A 15,715-nucleotide genomic window follows, 5' to 3' on the forward strand; every position below is an offset into this window, starting at 1 on the left:
ATTAATTGTTTCAGTTATTCATTGGATGTGCTTATTTCATTCACCGCAAGGATTGCATTAGCGATTTCTTCAGGAGTGATTTTATCGTTCAAGTTAGAAAACGTATCTCCAGGATCTGTCGCAAGCTCTCCAACTTTAACAAGATCTTCGAAACTGGTATTTTCCAGATGCATTTCTTTTAGGGTAGTAGGCATGCCTATACTCTTGTAAAAATCGATATATCTATGCAATGTTTTATCTGAAGCATTCTCAAGGACTAATTGTACAAGAGTGCCATAAGTTACCTTCTCCCCGTGCGAGAGATTGTGGATTTCTCCTGAAAGAGAAGTGAAACCATTGTGGATGGCATGGGCTGCAGCCAATCCGCCGTTTTCAAAACCAAGTCCTGAAAGCAGTGTATTCGCTTCTATAACCGCTTCGACGTGAGGTGTCACCAAACCTTTGGATGCAGCTCGGTACGCAGAATCACCATATTTGAACAATGTTTCCTCACACTTTTCCGCAATGGCAATCGAAGCCAAGGTAGGTTGTCCCCCTACCATGTTCTCACCATGGCTTTTTAGGGCTGCTCTTGCTTCTACCAGAGTCGCCATGGCATCACTCATTCCTGAAGCAAAAAGTTTTATCGGAGCATTTACGACTACTTGCGAATCGATGATGATCAGATCAGGGTTTTTATCATAAAACTTATAACCTGTAAATTCACCGGATTCTGAGTAAATTACAGAAAGCGAGCTTGACGGCGCATCAGTTGAAGCTGTTGTCGGAACAATTATGACTGGCGCTTCCAGACTGTCAGCTATTGCTTTTGCAGTATCCAGCGTCTTACCGCCGCCTACCCCAACCACTGCATCAGAGCCCTTATTTTCAGCCGCTTCACTCAACCTATCAATCTCTTTTTCCGAGGCTTCGCCATTAAAGGCTTCGTAGTCAAAATCTATATCGGTATCTTTAAAGCTTTTTATAATTGTTTCGCTGGTGATCGACCAAACCATATCATCGGCTATAATCAGTGGGCTTTTGGCCAGTTTACGGGTTTCCTCACCCAGCTCCTTTAACACGCCCGCTCCCTGGACATATTTGCCTGGTGATTGAAATATCATTCTTGCCATTTTATAACCTCCCAATAGTTGAACATCTATTAGTGACTTTACCCTTTAAGCAAAAAATTATGCCTCTGCCATAGTCTGTCAAAATATGGTGGACAGTCCTTCTACCAGATATTGACCATAAAAAGTGAGCTTCAGATTGCTGTACGGAAAGTTCTTTCCACCTTATTTCTTCTTTAATTTGATCCGATAGGACAGGCACTCATCCAACGATGCGATTTTTTGAAATGCGCCTGTCTCAAAATCCATTGCTCCTGAAGGATAATAGGCTATAATCTGTAATCCTGCCTTTTTGCAGAGCGTATAAATCTGCTCGGGTGAATAGCAAGCAAGGGATTGTGTGATCGCTTCTTTCTCTTTGCCTTTTTCCCACCAAGTATCGGTCATTCTATTTCCGGTTTCGTCATAATCATACTTTCGAATAATGTTTCCTATACCAAACGGGTACATTTCCTGTCCAGCGATTTTTTGCCAGTATAGAGGCTGGTAGATATCTATTAGTGCGTACCCATCATCACTCAGCCAATTGAAGATCCGTTGCAGCAAAAATGACTGATCGTAGTCATTGCCGACACCAAATCCATCAAGGTACAAAATCAGATCGAAATCTTGTTGTAACTTTATTGTATTGAAGTCGCCACACAGCACTTGAACATTTTGATGAGCATGTTTTTTCGCATAATCACAAATTTCCTCCACCAATTCTACGGTTACTATTTCTCTATCGCGGCGCGCCAGTATATTTGCTATATCACCGCGTCCTGCTCCCAACTCCAAGACCGTTGTAAAAGGCCTCCCTACTTGTTCGAGCAATACTGGAACCTCTTCTTCAAAGAAGTAACTGGGCGGGTAGGCGGACTTGGATGTCATTAATTCAAATTGTTTTCTATAGTAGGTTTCTGCCCAATTTGTTTTCATAATCTCTACTCCTTGTATTTTTTTAACCAGCACTTCAAGTGTAAATTTACTGTTCATCATATCATCTTTTGACTAGCAGATATTCATATATAATCAGTCTCAGATACATTTTCAAAATTAAATGAGGTAAATTTCAATTCATTTGACTGAATATTAAGAATAACATAGAATGGAGATATTCATGGTTAATATGGGTGTTTCACAGCTCCATGAATCATTTGTATAAGCAAGGCGCCTTATATAAGCATCAACGCATCATCAAAATTGATAAAGGGGATGTTTTAATGGGCAAGGTAAATCTTCAAGTCGCAAAAGAGATTATTGCAGCGGCTGAGAAGCAGGCAGAAGATATCGGAGTTAACATGGTGATATCTGTTTTGGATGAGGGAGGTAATCTGATTGCGACACATCGCATGGATGATGCCTGGCTCGCAAGTATTGATATCGCGCAGAACAAAGCCTGGACTTCTGTAGCGTTGAAGATGCCGACTTCGAATCTCGCAGAGGCAACGGTCCCGAATGCCGAACTCTATGGTCTGAACACCACCAACCAGGGCAAGATTGTAGTATTCGGGGGCGGCTTCCCTCTTGAAAAAGATGGCAAGGTCATCGGTGCCGTGGGCGTAAGCGGCAGCAGTGTCGAAAATGATACTAAAGTATCCAGAGCTGGTGTAGATGCCTTCGAAAAAATGGATCTGTAATTCCATGATCCTCTGAAAAACATTGTATCGAGGCCGGGGACCCTATCACCGACCTCGATATTTTACTGTCTCCCTTCAATAAATGTGGCCTTTTTACATAAGTTTTAGAATGATGCGTCATGCTGATTTGAATCCAATCTACCGTCCTGTACCACTAGTTTATATGCTATCCACCCGATGATCACGGTCATTATCATCAACCCGGCATACATGAGCCACATATTCTCCAAAAGACCAGCCTGCATCATGGCCGCTGTCACATTCGTCAATGCATGCAGCACGATTGCTGCCGGGAACAGCCACCATTTCCCTTTCTTCATCACAGATGTGAATACAATGATGGACAGGCCGATATGCACAGTGATCGCAAAGATTCGTTCCACAATCGAAAGTATATAGGTGAAGGATGATGTGCCTGCAATCGATTCGATGAGGGCTGGCGGCAGGTTATCGACCGCACTGCTGCCATTGTTGATCATAATGCTGAAGACGACTGAATTCAGCATGCCGAGTCCTAAAACAATGATGGCTTCAATGCCGCCATGGCCGATGCCGTAGGATACTGCCGAATCCATTCTTTTGTATTTGCGCTTCATCATCAGAAAAGCTGTAAGACGCCCGGTCTCCTCAAATATCCCCGCAGCCAGTACACCGTACAGCACATAGAGCCAAGGCGATTCTTCAAGCAGCGAAATCGTGCCATCCATTGCGGGCTTAAGCACCAGAAAATGACTGATCTGCTCAAGCACCATAGCGAATAAGATGAAGATCGCCGCACCGATCAATATAGGGATCCAGCGGATCTTGAATCTGCGCCTTAATATAAGGATGAAGACAAACGGTAGCAGAACCGAAGCTAAGCCTGCCATTACCATAAAAATAATTTGTGTAGTAGCAACCATAAAGTCCCCCTCTTTTTACTTAATGATAACAATAGCATACAGGAAATGGAATGCTGACCAACCACCAATGATTATCCTTCTTTACAGCAGCATGCTATTTTTCTTTTCTATTCATCTGCAGATGGCGGCCTTTATAATATTTATTTGATATACTCGACATGAAAGGCCCATATATAGAAACGGAGCGTAATCATAATGACGATCACGGTTAAAAGAAGTACCAATTCAATCGGAATGGGTACAGGTTTGAACATCAAGGCTGACGACAAAAAAATCGATAGAATCTACCATGAAGAAGAAAAGGAAATTGAACTAGAGCGCCCTGTTGCAGAACTGAGCGTTTCCCGCGGATTGTCCCGAAGCAATACGCTCAAGGTGGCCGATGAAGAGTATATCATCATACGCTCTACCCTATGGCGCACACTGTCCTTAGTCATATTAATCGTCCTATTAGCCGTCATAATGCTTCTTGTCGATACCTTTTTCCATCAGGCCATCGCCTTTTTGGGACTGCTGCTTTATGCTCTAGTTGCTGAATATAGTTTTGAACAGTTCAGATTGGAAAAGGCAGAATTTGAAGCGCACACTGAATTTTAAAGAGTTCTTGCATGCCTTTCACGATGCTGACTGAATAGAAAGAAGTAAACACCGGTCAATACAATTAAGCCACCTACCACTTGAAGCAGCGTCAAACTTTCGGAGAGTATGAAATAGGCAAGAAATGATGCCCCCACAGGTTCCAGAAGCATAGCCATGGAAACAGTCGCAGGACTCAACTCGTTAAGCAGATAATTGAATATCACATGGGCAATTGTCGGAAGGAGTGCGAGCAGAAGAAACAAGCCCCATTCCCGGGATTCATATCTGATTAGTTCAGTACCAGTCACAATATTGTAGATCAACAAAAATATGCCGGCAATACTGAATACAAGGAAACTGTAGACCCAGTGCGTAAGATTCCGGACTGTATTCTGGCCTATCAAAAAATACGCCACAACAGCCATGACGCCGAGAAAAGAAAGCATGTTCCCAAAAATGGCACTCAAGTCCGTGAAGCTGAAATCACCCCAGCTGATGAGAACAACACCAAAGAATGAGGTGAAGACGGCTGTTAGCATCCTTGCCGAGACTTTCTCTTTGTATAAAAGGTAGGCGGCAACCATTGCGACAAGCGGCTGCAAGGCAAGGATGACAGTTGAGCTTGCAACGGATGTCAACTGAAGCGAAGCAAACCAGAATCCAAAATGCATGGCCAAGAAGAGCCCCGCCGCCATCAACGCCCACCACTCTTTTATGCTGGGCCTCGATAATTCTCGCCTGTACTCGAAGACAATCGGCGACAGCAAAATGCCAGCAAACAGCATTCGGTACATGCTGATGATGCTCGCAGGGGCTGCTGATAATTTCACAAAGATTGCAGCAAATGCAATGCACACGACAGAGAGGGCCAGTAATGCCACTACAGATTTTTTCATCATTACACTCTTTCTGAAGCATATTTTAAGACTTAATAGACTGATTATTCGATCGATTAAAGAGTATCATATTTTTGATTCAACGGTTGTGGCTTCTTAGTTATTGAAGAATTAACTATCTATAGAATCTGGAGTGGAACCGATGGAACACCATATGCACCTATTCAAAACCCCCTTCAACATGATCCAGTCAGGATATAAAACTGTGGAAGTAAGATTGAATGATGATAAGAGACGCAAATTAAAACCTAATGATACGATACACTTCACTGTACTGCCTGAAGAGGATCAATCTGTAACAGTGACTGTGGAAAAGTTGGAGACTTACCCTACTTTTAAGGATATGTACACCAGTATAAGTGGCAAAGAGCTTGGTAATGACCGCGGTGAAACAATCGCAGAAATGATCCGGAACACTTATGACATATACAGTAGCGAACAAGAAGAGAAATGGGGTGCGGTTGCCATCTACATCAGATTGGCCGCCGATTCTCCAGACGATTAAAATATAGACAGGAGGGGCAATATGTATTGTGAAGTCTTTGATGAAATTATATCAATCATGCATAACGACTACTCGGGGCATCTGGACAAAAAAGGATGGGACAATCCGGAAAAATTCAAGTCAAAAATTCTCAATATGACAGCAGATGGCTCACTGACACAAGATAAGTTTGTAGAGATCGTGAATGATTATCTAGTAGATTTTAAGGATAAGCATGTCTACTTCACGATAAAAAATAATGAGATACGTGACATCGGGTTCAGAACAAGACGATTTAAAAACCGCTTATATGTTACAAAATCAGATGACAACACAGACCTTGAAACAGGTGATGCGATTCTGGCTTTAGATTATGAACCGATTGGAGATTTAGCAGTCAGACACTCAAGGGAATTGTTAGATAGCATCCATGAGAGAGAGAATTGGACTCCAATCATCTCCAAATATTCCACATGCACTACCGAGAAGAAAGATGGCAGCATTCATACATTTGATTTGACGGCGCATCAATCTCGATTCAACCCGATACCATTCCGACGGACATGGCTGGATGATGCCACCCTTCTTCTGAGGCTCCCCTCTTTTTCGGATACTGAAAAAGCAAACTCATTCATAAGAAGGCATGAAGAGGAAATTTCACGTGCCTGTAATATGATTGTCGATGTCAGACAGAATGCAGGGGGCAATGCTCAATCATTCAAAGGCTTGCTACCCTACCTGTACCCTGAAGGTGACAACACCGTCAAACTCGAGCAGTCCCGGCAATTGTTCAATTGTACAAAACGCAATGCTGAATTGACAAAGAGACTGGTATCACGATTCATTAAAACTTTGGATGACAAGGAAGCTGAAAAGGATCTGAGCGATTACATCACAAATATGTATGACAATGTAGGTGAAGGCTTTAGATTTTTAGATGAAGAAGATGAAGTGATATCAATCAGCGGCACCAGATATCCAAAAAAAGTAGTGGCTTTGTCGGATGTAACTTCAGGCAGTGCTACAGAAGGTTTCTTGGAACTTTGCAAAGATTCTCCAAAAGCCACAGTTGTGGGAAGGGCTACCGCAGGCGTCAATGTCTACTCCAACCTTGTCATAGAAGAATGGGCCGGTCTATTTGAGTTGTATTATCCTACTTCAAAAATGCCGGAAAGACCTGACGGGAACGCTATATCCGAGTGGGATGCTGCTGTTAAGCCGGATATTAATATCCCATGGAACCCCCGTCATATCACTGAAGATCCAGACTTAGAAGCAGCAATGGTTTTTATTGACAGAAGTCATTAAAAGTATCTTAATTTAAATTCTCCAGGAGGTGGCACCATGACTGCTTCACAATTGATCATATTGCTGTTGATTGGCTATATGATCTTTACAATAGACAAAAAGAAGAATAGTTTTCCTGTGCCGGTAGTCCTTGTGCTGATCGGCATCGGCTTATATTTCATCCCCTACTTTTCATCCATCAACTTGACTGAAAACACTATCTATCATATTTTCCTGCCTGCCCTTTTATTTACATCTGCCTATCAGTTTCCAGCTGATAAGTTCCGGAAGAATGTCGGCATCATCGCATTCCTTGCCACTATCGGAATCATGTTGACGGTGGCGATACTCGGCGCCGCTATCTACGTTTTAAGCGGTCCGTTCGTCTCCATATCCCTTCTTGGTGCACTGGTCATTGCTTCAATTCTCACTCCGACCGACCCTGTCTCTGTTGTATCGATCATACAGAGCGCCTCAGACGATGAGAAAGTGGCGGATGTCGTTGAGGGCGAATCCATGATCAATGACGGCACAAGCATCGTCATCTTCAGTACGCTTGCCGGCATGTATACCGGGAGCCAGACATTCGGGGTATTCACTTTCCTCGGGGAATTCCTCTTCGTCTCCCTAGGTGGTACGCTACTCGGCGTTGCATTTGGCTGGCTGATGAGTAAGGCAGTACACTTCATCCATAACAGGCAGTATCAAGTCATGCTTAGCATCATCTTGGCCTATGGCTTATTCAACCTTGCTGAAGCCGTTGGCGTATCTGGTGTCCTCGCAACAATTTTTGCCGGTATCATGCTGTCGTTCGAGTACAGCCGTGCAAGCAAAGAAGATCATTTCAGGGAGGCGCTTGATGGGTTTTGGGGAGTCGTTGAACTATCTGTGTTGTCCCTTCTTTTCTTACTGATCGGTATAGAAGCGGCTAAATTCCTCATCTTCGACGCATGGGTTTTTGCCATCATCATCTTTATTCTGGCACTCGTGACCCGCTTCATCATCATCATGTCGACTACGCAGATATTCCCAAAATGGCGCCATCATATAAGTTGGCGCGAGTCCACCCTGATTTCATGGGCAGGACTGAAGGGCTCGATGTCGGTCTATCTGATACTGAGTCTGTATTCCCAAACGGACTCCTCAGACTCTGCAATGATCATCTCACTGGCATTTGCAGCGACCCTCGCTTCGCTGGTGATACAAAGCCTCGGCGTCTCGCCCCTATCTAAGAAGCTACTCAAATAGACAATCATCTAGACATCGAAATATATATGATGATGAAGCGCGCATCCTTCATTGAAGGCAGTATGACAATTTGCACAACTGGATCGTGATAAGTAATCACGGATTGTGTGGATATGTCCACACAATCCGCACAGTATGGCAGATGTATGAAATTCTTCTTTCTGCCATACTTCCCTATCGTGATCCGCTTCTTCCTGGTGGCACTTGTAGCATGGATAATATGTATTACAGCATTTGAACTTGATTGCTACGATGTCATTCTCGGAATGGTAATGGATGCATCTCGTCTGTTCATCAATCGGTGAACCATGGATTCCATTCATTGAACAGCACCTCTCCTTATTCCCTTCTAGGGTTGGAATATAATAGTAAAACCGTTATCATTGAACATACCATAAAGTAAATGATCTGACTATTCAATAAGTTGAGGCCCCGCATTTCGCGCTAAAGTTTCTGCTTATAAGAGGATTATTTTAACCTGAGCAATTCACTATTCAATGGAGTGCATGCGTATGAAAAACCTAGCCATTATTCTCACACTTCTAGCTTCATGCCTTCTTACGGGATGCGGCAATGAAGCAGATGAACTTTCAGGCAGATCATTCAATCTTATCTATCCAACCACTCTTCCTAGCGGTCAAAGTAATCACCAAGGGTTGACCGTCCTTACTTTCAAGGAAGGAACGGTTGAAACACCGTACATGAAGGATGCCGAAGGAAAGTATGCCTTGGAAGAAGACGAACTCAAGGTGGTCTTCCAAGAGGATTCGCAAAAATTGAACATCATTTTTGAAGATTTCGACGCCAGCACTAAAAACTACAGCACATACTCTGCCATCATAGAACAAGCAGAGCTCAAAACATCAAGTGATCAGAAAGCGCGGGGCTTATCCAAATTGAAACAGATATTCAAAGTGGATTTTCCGGTGGAATTCCTGGAGAGGTAGAAGGTCCGATCTTTATTTTATAGGCCCTTCAATACAGAATACCCCATAATAAAAAGGATGCTCATTGTGAACATCCTTTTTTCATCTGTCATTACAGAGCTGTAATACCGCCGTCTATGACAAATTCTGAACCAGTAGAGTATCTTGCTTCATCTGAAGCTAAGAATACCACCATATCGGAAACTTCTTCAGGTTGTGCAACACGGCGCATAGGGATTGTCTTCTTAAATTCTTCAACCGCTTCTTTTACACCTTCTTGCTCAAGCATCGGTGTCTGGATTACACCTGGGTGAACAGAGTTTACTCTGATGTTGAATGGAGACAATTCACGTGCACTTGCTTTCGTAAGTCCGCGTATAGCGAACTTCGTATCAGTGTATGCTGGAGCGCCCCCTACCAATCCATTCATTGAAGAGATGTTAATGATGGAACCATTTTTCTGTTCTTTCATGAGAGGTGCTACCGTTTTAGTTCCGAGGAAGACGGAAACTTGGTTGATGTTTACAATTTTCATATAATCATCAAGTGAAGTATCTTCAAGTCCTTTATTGTAAGTGATACCGGCATTGTTCACGAGTACATCTACATGCCCGAACTTCTCTACGACTTGATTAACTACATTTTTCCAGTCTTCTTCATTAGACACATCATGCTTGATGAATAGAGCGTTTTCGCCAAGCTCTTTCGCAGCAGCTTGCCCTTTTTCTTCATTGATGTCTGTAATTGCAACTTTTGCGCCTTGTGCGACTGCTTTTTCAGCATGCAGTTTGCCCATGCCTTGTGCCGCTCCGGTAATGATAAGTACTTTGTCTTCTAATCGTTTCATTAATATGATGCTCCTTGTTGTTGGGATTATCTTTATTATTCCAGATTTCACTATGTTTGTGAAACGATATACTCATGGAATAAGTAAAATTCAAAGATTTGTTACAATACGATGAACTGAGTTTAGTTGTGTAAAGTAAGGGAATATGATTTTAGAGTCAACCGATGTTTATCCGGTTGCAATACTACGTGATTAATCAGTAGCCTGCATTAAATTATTGCAGTGCTGTAAATATAGGAGGAAAATCATGAATCAATATCAAAAACTCAACAAAAGTTTCATTAACGGCGAATGGGTTGATGGTGCTGATGAGAAGAAGACTGAAATGACGAATCCATATAATGGTGAAACATTGGCCGAAGCCACCATGGCTTCTGTCGATCAAGTCGAAGAAGCGTTCACAGGTGCAGCCAACGCACAAGATGCATGGGGTAAAAATCCCGCCAAAAGAAAAGAAGTGATGGAGAAGGCCATCCAATATTTCAAGGATAATGAAAAGGATATCGTGGAAATGCTTACGCTAGAGTCCGGCAGTACTTCAGTTAAAGCAGGACTTGAATTCAACTTGACTGTAGGCGTCATGGAGGAATCGCTGACGATGGTCGATAAAATCGGCAAGTTTGAAGAAAAGGAATCGATCATCCCTGATAAGGTCAATGAGAACTATCGCTTGCCGCAGGGTGTCATATCCTCGATTGCACCATTCAACTTTCCATTATATCTATCCATGAGGACGATTGCCCCTGCCCTTGCACTCGGCAATGCTGTCGTGCATAAAGCTGATATACAATGTGGACTGGTATCCGGTTCAGTCATCGCCAAGGCATTTGAGGAAGCGGGCTTGCCTGCTGGCATCTTCCATTCCATCCTCTCACGTTCCAGCGTCATTGGCGATATCATGTTCAATCACGACGTCGTCGGCCATGTAAGCTTTACCGGTTCTACACCTGTCGGACGCCACATCGGTGAAGTTGCCGGTGAGTTGCTGAAAGAAGTCTCCCTGGAACTTGGCGGCAATGGTCCGATGGCAGTCATGAGCGATGCGGATGTCGATAAGGCGGTGGATGCAGCGATCTACGGTAAGTATCTGCACCAAGGACAGATATGTATGGCAATCAACCGCATCATCGTGCACGAAGATCTATATGATGAATTCACAGAAAAATTCGTAGAGCGCTCCAAAAATATAAAATACGGAGACCCTAAAGATCCAGAAGTGGTCGTTGGTCCACTGATCAACAGCAAGCAGATGGAGAAGTCTCTCGATAATATCCAGACTGCTAAAGATTCCGGTTTTGATATATTGCTTGAAGGCGAACAACAAGGTAATGTATTGACCCCTACTGTAATCGGTAATGTAGAGAATGACAGCGAACTGGCACAGACTGAAATGTTCTCTCCTATTGCTATAATAATCAAGGGATCATCCGATGATGATATCATCAAAAAATCAAACGATACCCAATATGGGCTCAGCTCTGCCATATTCTCACAAGATGAAGAAAAAGCACGCCAATATGCGCTTGAGCTCAAATTCGGCATGACCCATATCAATGACCAGCCGGTCCAGGATGAACCGACTGCTATGTTCGGCGGTATGCGCCAGAGCGGTATCGGCCGATTCGGAAGTCCATATATCGTCGATGAGTTTACAGAGAAAAAATGGATTTCAGTCCAGAAGAAAACAAGGGAGTTTCCATTTTAATAATTAAAATGAGCATCCCCCGGGGAATCAGCATATGATTTCTCCGGGGGATGTTTTAATGTGTCCACTTCAAGTGGTACTTCCATCTTCGGTTTTTGGCTCATCAACCGCAATGATGTTTTTCATCACTTCTTTCCAGATTTCCTCGCTGTCTGATCCCATCAACTCAAAGATTTCATTCATTTTACCTCTTTGAACATCGCTCAATTGTCTTTCAAGCGCTTCCCCTTTTTCTGTCAGTTTCAATTCACGAACACGACGATCGTATGATGCAGGTTCACTCGTCATATAACCCATCTCAACCAGTTGACGTGTCGGGGCATGCAGCGCCTGTTTAGTCACTTCTAATGTATCCAAAAGTTCATGGACACTGATCTTCGGTTGTCTGGCGACAAAAAATAGAATTCGATGATGAAGACGATGGATGCCGTGCTGCGAGAGGATGCGGTCAGGTTCTTTTATAAATGTCCGATATGCAAAATAAAAAAGCATAAGTGTCTCATTTAACTGGTCTTCACGATTTTTATCCATAGTGCAATTACCTCCTTGTAAAAGAATATCAGAATATAGTGTCTTTATGCTGAGTCGGGAGCCTTTAAATGCACTAATCTTTTATAGGTCAATAACATTGACCTATAATGATGCTGATGTTACTCTTTAATCAGACATAAGTTGGTTGGAATCTAGTGCGTTATGAAGCGAAGACCCAGCCATCAGACTATGGTTCTATTAAAAATGCACAACAAAATACTAATTTGAGGTGTTAAGAGTGAAATATGAGTATACTGTTTCAGACTATCTATTAGATCGGTTATCAGAGCTTGGCATCCGCCATATGTTTGGCGTACCAGGTGATTACAACTTGGCTTTCCTGGATGATGTCATCGACCATGAAGGCATGGAATGGGTGGGTAACCGCAATGAGTTGAATGCCGCTTATGCTGCCGACGGTTATGCTCGCATCAATGGCATTGCTGCTTTGAGTACAACGTTCGGTGTCGGTGAATTAAGTGCCATCAATGGAATTGCTGGTTCCTATGCCGAGCATGTTCCTGTAGTTAAAATTTCAGGTGCGCCGACGACAAAAGTGATGGATAACGGACTTTATGTCCATCATACATTAGGCGACGGCAAATTTGATCACTTTTCCAGAATGTTTCAGGAAGTGACTGCGGCCCAGACTTTCTTGACGCAGGAGAATGCTGCTCATGAAATTGACAGGGTATTGCTTGCCTGTTTGACTGAAAAGCGCCCTGTCCATATTACGTTGCCGATTGATGTATATAATAAGCCGGCAAGTAAGCCAACATCGCCACTTCATGAAGAAGTGGCCGACAGCAACCAGGAGGCATTAGAGCAGATGCTTGCTGAAATTACACCCATGATCAATGAAGCAAATCGGCCTGTCATATTGGCGGGATATGAAGTGAACCGCTATGAAAATCGGGAAGAACTGCTTCAGTTCGCTGATAAAACAGGCATCCCGGTTACGATTTTGAGTGGCGGCAAAGGGGTATTCAATGAAGAACATCCGCAGTTCATCGGCGTCTATAATGGTGAACTGAGTGCGCCCTACCTGCAGCAACGCGTGGACGAAGCCGACTGCATAATACAGATCGGAGCCAAACCGACCGACTCGACGACAGGCGGCTTCTCCTACAACTTCTCAGAAAAGAACGTCATTCAGATTTCACCTTTCTCCGTAAAAGCGACAGAAAAGAAACACGCGCCTATCACAATGCACGACGCATTGTCTGCACTGAGTGGGAAAGTCAGCAAAAAAGACCCTGAATCGATGGACATTAAGTCCCTGCACGAGCAGCTTAAATCTGGCACATATGAAGCTAAAGAAGAGAATCTTCAACAAAACCGCTTCTTTGAACGCCTATCTTCTTTCATGAAAGAAAAGGATATCCTACTTGCGGAACAAGGCACTGCCTACTATGGCGCAGCAACGATGCCGATACCGAAAGATACGATGGTCATCGGACAACCGCTCTGGGGTTCAATTGGTTTTACACTGCCTGCCCTACTAGGATCTCAACTTGCAGATATGCGCCGTCGGAACATTCTCCTTATCGGGGATGGCTCATTCCAACTGACCGCGCAGGAACTGTCGACAATGCTCGCACAACAGATCAAACCGATCATCTTCCTGATCAATAATGATGGTTATACTGTTGAACGTGCCATCCATGGTGAAAACCAGCCCTATAACGACATACCGATGTGGGACTACATGAAACTTCCTGAAGTATTCGATCCTGAAGGTAAAACTTTGACACTTAAAGTCAAAACTGAGACTGAGCTTGAAGAAGCCTTGAAGACTGCAGAAGATAATTCAGAATCGATGACCTTCATTGAAGTCATCATGCACCGTGACGATAAGCCTGACCTGTTGGAACAACTGTCGAAACGCTTTGCAAATCAGAATGCCTGATTTTGTCCGATCGATTATATATGGAAAAGAAGCCCTTTAGTTTTTAAAGGGCTTCTTTCTATTGAAATGGATTTTGCAAGCCATATTTGATGGTATTTAGATTTTTGCTACTAATATGCGCTCCATCCTGCATCTGCCGCAAGTGCTACACCGTTGATGTAACTTGAATCGTCAGAGGCAAGGAACAAGGCAATATTCGCAATCTCTTCCACTGTGCCAGCCCGCGGCATGAGGTTGACACCCCTCGTTGATGCTTCCATGCCAAATTCGTCTACATCTTTCATGCCAGCTGAGAACCCTGATTGGACAGCCGCTGGCGCCAATGCATTGCACCGGATATTCTCAGGCCCGTAGTGGGACGCAACATTTTTCGTCATGCCGACGATTGCGTGTTTGGCAGCAGTGTAGGTCAATCCTCCACGACCACCCGTCAGTCCGGTGATTGAAGCCATATTTACAATTGTGCCCCCGCCGTTCTCTTTGAAGTGTGGAATGACTTTACGCATTGCATACATGACGCCATCGACATTGATCGACATCACCCGGTTCCATACATCATCTGTAACATTTTCGGCTGCCTGCATGTTGTCACTCACGCCTGCATTATTGACCAGGATATCTACCCTGCCGAATGCCTCTATGGCGACATCAATCATATTTTCTACTTCTTCATTGGAAGCGACATTCACTTTAACGCCATGCACAGCAAAGCCTTGAGATTTGAATTCATCGACCGTATCATTCATCGCCTCTTCATTGAAGTCTGCTATGACGACTTTAGCACCCGCTTCGGCGTAAGTTTTGGCGATTTCTTTACCGATTCCCGACGCACTTCCTGTAATGACTGCAACTTTTTCATCCAATTTACCCATCTTGATCATCCTTTTCATGTAGTATAAATCCACCTGGTTTCTGTCTAATACATTTGTAACCGTTGAATAAACCAAGTGAATGATTAAATCCTTTACTTCTCTATAATATCACTTGTGCTCTAAGCCTTTGAATATAATGGCTTAAAGATTCGATTCATCTGATTACTGAAAAGCTTTTGATTTTCTGGTATCATATCATCAAACCAACTCATATAGATATTTATGCATACCATAAGAACTAAACAGGGAGTGACTCGATGCATATAAGACGCCTGACCATTAGCGATGCTGAAAATTTCCTCGCCTTGAATAAAAAATTGGACGACTCCGGATTCATGCTCCATGACCCGGGAGAAAGAAAGATGAAAACAGCAGAACAACGCCGCGCACTCGTGAAACTGAATGATGATGCTTCAACCATCTTTTATGTTGCAGAGGAGTCAGGCCAACTTATCGGCTTTATAGCAGCCTTTCGGGGAAAACTCAATAGGAACAGACATCGTGCCTCCCTCGTGGTGGGTGTAGATAAAGCGTACCGTGGCAAAGGAATCGCGACCCGCCTTTTTCAGAAGATATTCGGCTGGGCAGGGGATAATAACCTTTTAAGACTGGAACTGACGGTCATCGAGAACAATGTGCCTGCCTTGAAACTTTATCGGAAAATGGGGTTTAAAACGGAAGGTGAGAAAGTACAGTCTTTGAAAATTAACGGCAAAATGGTCAATGAACTATATATGTATAAGCTATTATGATATGCAGGCTATATATTTCTGACATGGATTCAATCCTCCAGAGAAATAA

The 15,715-nt window shown here is 43.4% G+C and carries 17 protein-coding genes; 9 read left to right on the plus strand and 8 right to left on the minus strand.

What is annotated here, in order from left to right; translation table 11 throughout:
- Positions 1 to 14: 14 nt before the first annotated feature.
- Both ABD734_RS01810 and ABD734_RS01815 read right to left on the minus strand, forming a co-directional pair.
- A complete protein-coding gene (locus tag ABD734_RS01810) occupies positions 15 to 1,112 on the minus strand; it encodes a glycerol dehydrogenase (protein WP_344700911.1) in 1,098 nt (365 codons plus the stop codon).
- A gap of 162 nt (positions 1,113 to 1,274) precedes the next feature.
- Entirely contained in the window at positions 1,275 to 2,027 is a 753-nt protein-coding gene (locus tag ABD734_RS01815) for a class I SAM-dependent methyltransferase (protein WP_344700912.1), read from the minus strand.
- 284 nt (positions 2,028 to 2,311) lie between these two features.
- On the opposite strand from ABD734_RS01815, the gene ABD734_RS01820 reads away from it, so the two are divergent.
- Complete coding sequence (locus ABD734_RS01820) at positions 2,312 to 2,728, plus strand: GlcG/HbpS family heme-binding protein (protein ID WP_344701048.1); 417 nt, start codon at positions 2,312 to 2,314, stop codon at positions 2,726 to 2,728.
- A 104-nt stretch (positions 2,729 to 2,832) separates the two neighbouring features.
- Here the strand turns inward: ABD734_RS01820 and ABD734_RS01825 are convergent, their stop codons facing one another.
- Positions 2,833 to 3,630: a YhfC family intramembrane metalloprotease gene (locus ABD734_RS01825; RefSeq protein WP_344700913.1), complete on the minus strand. Its 798-nt coding sequence runs from the start codon at positions 3,628 to 3,630 to the stop codon at positions 2,833 to 2,835.
- Between the two features lie 195 nt (positions 3,631 to 3,825).
- On the opposite strand from ABD734_RS01825, the gene ABD734_RS01830 reads away from it, so the two are divergent.
- Positions 3,826 to 4,227 carry a hypothetical protein gene (locus tag ABD734_RS01830; protein ID WP_344700914.1) on the plus strand — a complete coding sequence of 134 codons (402 nt, stop codon included), beginning with the start codon at positions 3,826 to 3,828 and terminating at the stop codon, positions 4,225 to 4,227.
- On the opposite strand, the gene ABD734_RS01835 is transcribed toward ABD734_RS01830, so the two are convergent.
- Entirely contained in the window at positions 4,224 to 5,108 is an 885-nt protein-coding gene (locus ABD734_RS01835; RefSeq protein ID WP_344700915.1) for a DMT family transporter, read from the minus strand. The two genes, ABD734_RS01830 and ABD734_RS01835, sit on opposite strands and share 4 nt — an antisense overlap.
- A gap of 139 nt (positions 5,109 to 5,247) precedes the next feature.
- On the opposite strand from ABD734_RS01835, the gene ABD734_RS01840 reads away from it, so the two are divergent.
- From ABD734_RS01840 to ABD734_RS01850, 3 genes are read left to right on the plus strand one after another with little or no spacing between them, the layout of a single operon-like run.
- Entirely contained in the window at positions 5,248 to 5,610 is a 363-nt protein-coding gene (locus ABD734_RS01840) for an ASCH domain-containing protein (protein ID WP_344700916.1), read from the plus strand.
- A 21-nt stretch (positions 5,611 to 5,631) separates the two neighbouring features.
- Positions 5,632 to 6,897 carry a S41 family peptidase gene (locus ABD734_RS01845; RefSeq protein ID WP_344700917.1) on the plus strand — a complete coding sequence of 422 codons (1,266 nt, stop codon included), beginning with the start codon at positions 5,632 to 5,634 and terminating at the stop codon, positions 6,895 to 6,897.
- Between the two features lie 36 nt (positions 6,898 to 6,933).
- Complete coding sequence (locus ABD734_RS01850) at positions 6,934 to 8,124, plus strand: cation:proton antiporter (protein ID WP_344700918.1); 1,191 nt, start codon at positions 6,934 to 6,936, stop codon at positions 8,122 to 8,124.
- 8 nt (positions 8,125 to 8,132) lie between these two features.
- Here the strand turns inward: ABD734_RS01850 and ABD734_RS01855 are convergent, their stop codons facing one another.
- Complete coding sequence (locus ABD734_RS01855; RefSeq protein WP_344700919.1) at positions 8,133 to 8,447, minus strand: CHY zinc finger protein; 315 nt, start codon at positions 8,445 to 8,447, stop codon at positions 8,133 to 8,135.
- A gap of 189 nt (positions 8,448 to 8,636) precedes the next feature.
- Here ABD734_RS01855 and ABD734_RS01860 point away from each other — a divergent pair, with 189 nt between their 5' ends.
- Complete coding sequence (locus ABD734_RS01860; protein WP_344700920.1) at positions 8,637 to 9,071, plus strand: hypothetical protein; 435 nt, start codon at positions 8,637 to 8,639, stop codon at positions 9,069 to 9,071.
- 91 nt (positions 9,072 to 9,162) lie between these two features.
- Here ABD734_RS01860 and ABD734_RS01865 read toward each other — a convergent pair whose 3' ends face one another.
- Complete coding sequence (locus tag ABD734_RS01865) at positions 9,163 to 9,897, minus strand: glucose 1-dehydrogenase (RefSeq protein WP_344700921.1); 735 nt, start codon at positions 9,895 to 9,897, stop codon at positions 9,163 to 9,165.
- A gap of 247 nt (positions 9,898 to 10,144) precedes the next feature.
- On the opposite strand from ABD734_RS01865, the gene ABD734_RS01870 reads away from it, so the two are divergent.
- Positions 10,145 to 11,602 carry an aldehyde dehydrogenase family protein gene (locus ABD734_RS01870; protein ID WP_344700922.1) on the plus strand — a complete coding sequence of 486 codons (1,458 nt, stop codon included), beginning with the start codon at positions 10,145 to 10,147 and terminating at the stop codon, positions 11,600 to 11,602.
- A 69-nt stretch (positions 11,603 to 11,671) separates the two neighbouring features.
- Here ABD734_RS01870 and ABD734_RS01875 read toward each other — a convergent pair whose 3' ends face one another.
- Positions 11,672 to 12,133 carry a MarR family winged helix-turn-helix transcriptional regulator gene (locus ABD734_RS01875; protein ID WP_344700923.1) on the minus strand — a complete coding sequence of 154 codons (462 nt, stop codon included), beginning with the start codon at positions 12,131 to 12,133 and terminating at the stop codon, positions 11,672 to 11,674.
- Positions 12,134 to 12,371: 238 nt separating this feature from the next.
- Here ABD734_RS01875 and ABD734_RS01880 point away from each other — a divergent pair, with 238 nt between their 5' ends.
- Positions 12,372 to 14,042 carry an alpha-keto acid decarboxylase family protein gene (locus ABD734_RS01880; protein WP_344700924.1) on the plus strand — a complete coding sequence of 557 codons (1,671 nt, stop codon included), beginning with the start codon at positions 12,372 to 12,374 and terminating at the stop codon, positions 14,040 to 14,042.
- Between the two features lie 110 nt (positions 14,043 to 14,152).
- Here ABD734_RS01880 and ABD734_RS01885 read toward each other — a convergent pair whose 3' ends face one another.
- Positions 14,153 to 14,914 (minus strand): glucose 1-dehydrogenase, encoded by a 762-nt coding sequence (locus tag ABD734_RS01885; protein ID WP_344701050.1) that lies wholly within the window; start codon positions 14,912 to 14,914, stop codon positions 14,153 to 14,155.
- Positions 14,915 to 15,171: 257 nt separating this feature from the next.
- Here ABD734_RS01885 and ABD734_RS01890 point away from each other — a divergent pair, with 257 nt between their 5' ends.
- Positions 15,172 to 15,666 (plus strand): GNAT family N-acetyltransferase, encoded by a 495-nt coding sequence (locus ABD734_RS01890; protein WP_344700925.1) that lies wholly within the window; start codon positions 15,172 to 15,174, stop codon positions 15,664 to 15,666.
- The last annotated feature ends 49 nt before the right edge of the window (positions 15,667 to 15,715 follow it).

The organism is Salinicoccus jeotgali (assembly GCF_039538805.1).
Lineage (GTDB): Bacteria > Bacillota > Bacilli > Staphylococcales > Salinicoccaceae > Salinicoccus > Salinicoccus jeotgali.

Coding starts and splice junctions, on each gene's coding strand:
- ABD734_RS01810 (WP_344700911.1), bottom strand. CDS start 1,112: ATGGCAAGAATGATATTTCAATCACCAGGCAAATATGTCCAGGGAGCG.
- ABD734_RS01815 (WP_344700912.1), bottom strand. CDS start 2,027: ATGAAAACAAATTGGGCAGAAACCTACTATAGAAAACAATTTGAATTA.
- ABD734_RS01820 (WP_344701048.1), top strand. CDS start 2,312: ATGGGCAAGGTAAATCTTCAAGTCGCAAAAGAGATTATTGCAGCGGCT.
- ABD734_RS01825 (WP_344700913.1), bottom strand. CDS start 3,630: ATGGTTGCTACTACACAAATTATTTTTATGGTAATGGCAGGCTTAGCT.
- ABD734_RS01830 (WP_344700914.1), top strand. CDS start 3,826: ATGACGATCACGGTTAAAAGAAGTACCAATTCAATCGGAATGGGTACA.
- ABD734_RS01835 (WP_344700915.1), bottom strand. CDS start 5,108: ATGATGAAAAAATCTGTAGTGGCATTACTGGCCCTCTCTGTCGTGTGC.
- ABD734_RS01840 (WP_344700916.1), top strand. CDS start 5,248: ATGGAACACCATATGCACCTATTCAAAACCCCCTTCAACATGATCCAG.
- ABD734_RS01845 (WP_344700917.1), top strand. CDS start 5,632: ATGTATTGTGAAGTCTTTGATGAAATTATATCAATCATGCATAACGAC.
- ABD734_RS01850 (WP_344700918.1), top strand. CDS start 6,934: ATGACTGCTTCACAATTGATCATATTGCTGTTGATTGGCTATATGATC.
- ABD734_RS01855 (WP_344700919.1), bottom strand. CDS start 8,447: ATGAATGGAATCCATGGTTCACCGATTGATGAACAGACGAGATGCATC.
- ABD734_RS01860 (WP_344700920.1), top strand. CDS start 8,637: ATGAAAAACCTAGCCATTATTCTCACACTTCTAGCTTCATGCCTTCTT.
- ABD734_RS01865 (WP_344700921.1), bottom strand. CDS start 9,897: ATGAAACGATTAGAAGACAAAGTACTTATCATTACCGGAGCGGCACAA.
- ABD734_RS01870 (WP_344700922.1), top strand. CDS start 10,145: ATGAATCAATATCAAAAACTCAACAAAAGTTTCATTAACGGCGAATGG.
- ABD734_RS01875 (WP_344700923.1), bottom strand. CDS start 12,133: ATGGATAAAAATCGTGAAGACCAGTTAAATGAGACACTTATGCTTTTT.
- ABD734_RS01885 (WP_344701050.1), bottom strand. CDS start 14,914: ATGGGTAAATTGGATGAAAAAGTTGCAGTCATTACAGGAAGTGCGTCG.
- ABD734_RS01890 (WP_344700925.1), top strand. CDS start 15,172: ATGCATATAAGACGCCTGACCATTAGCGATGCTGAAAATTTCCTCGCC.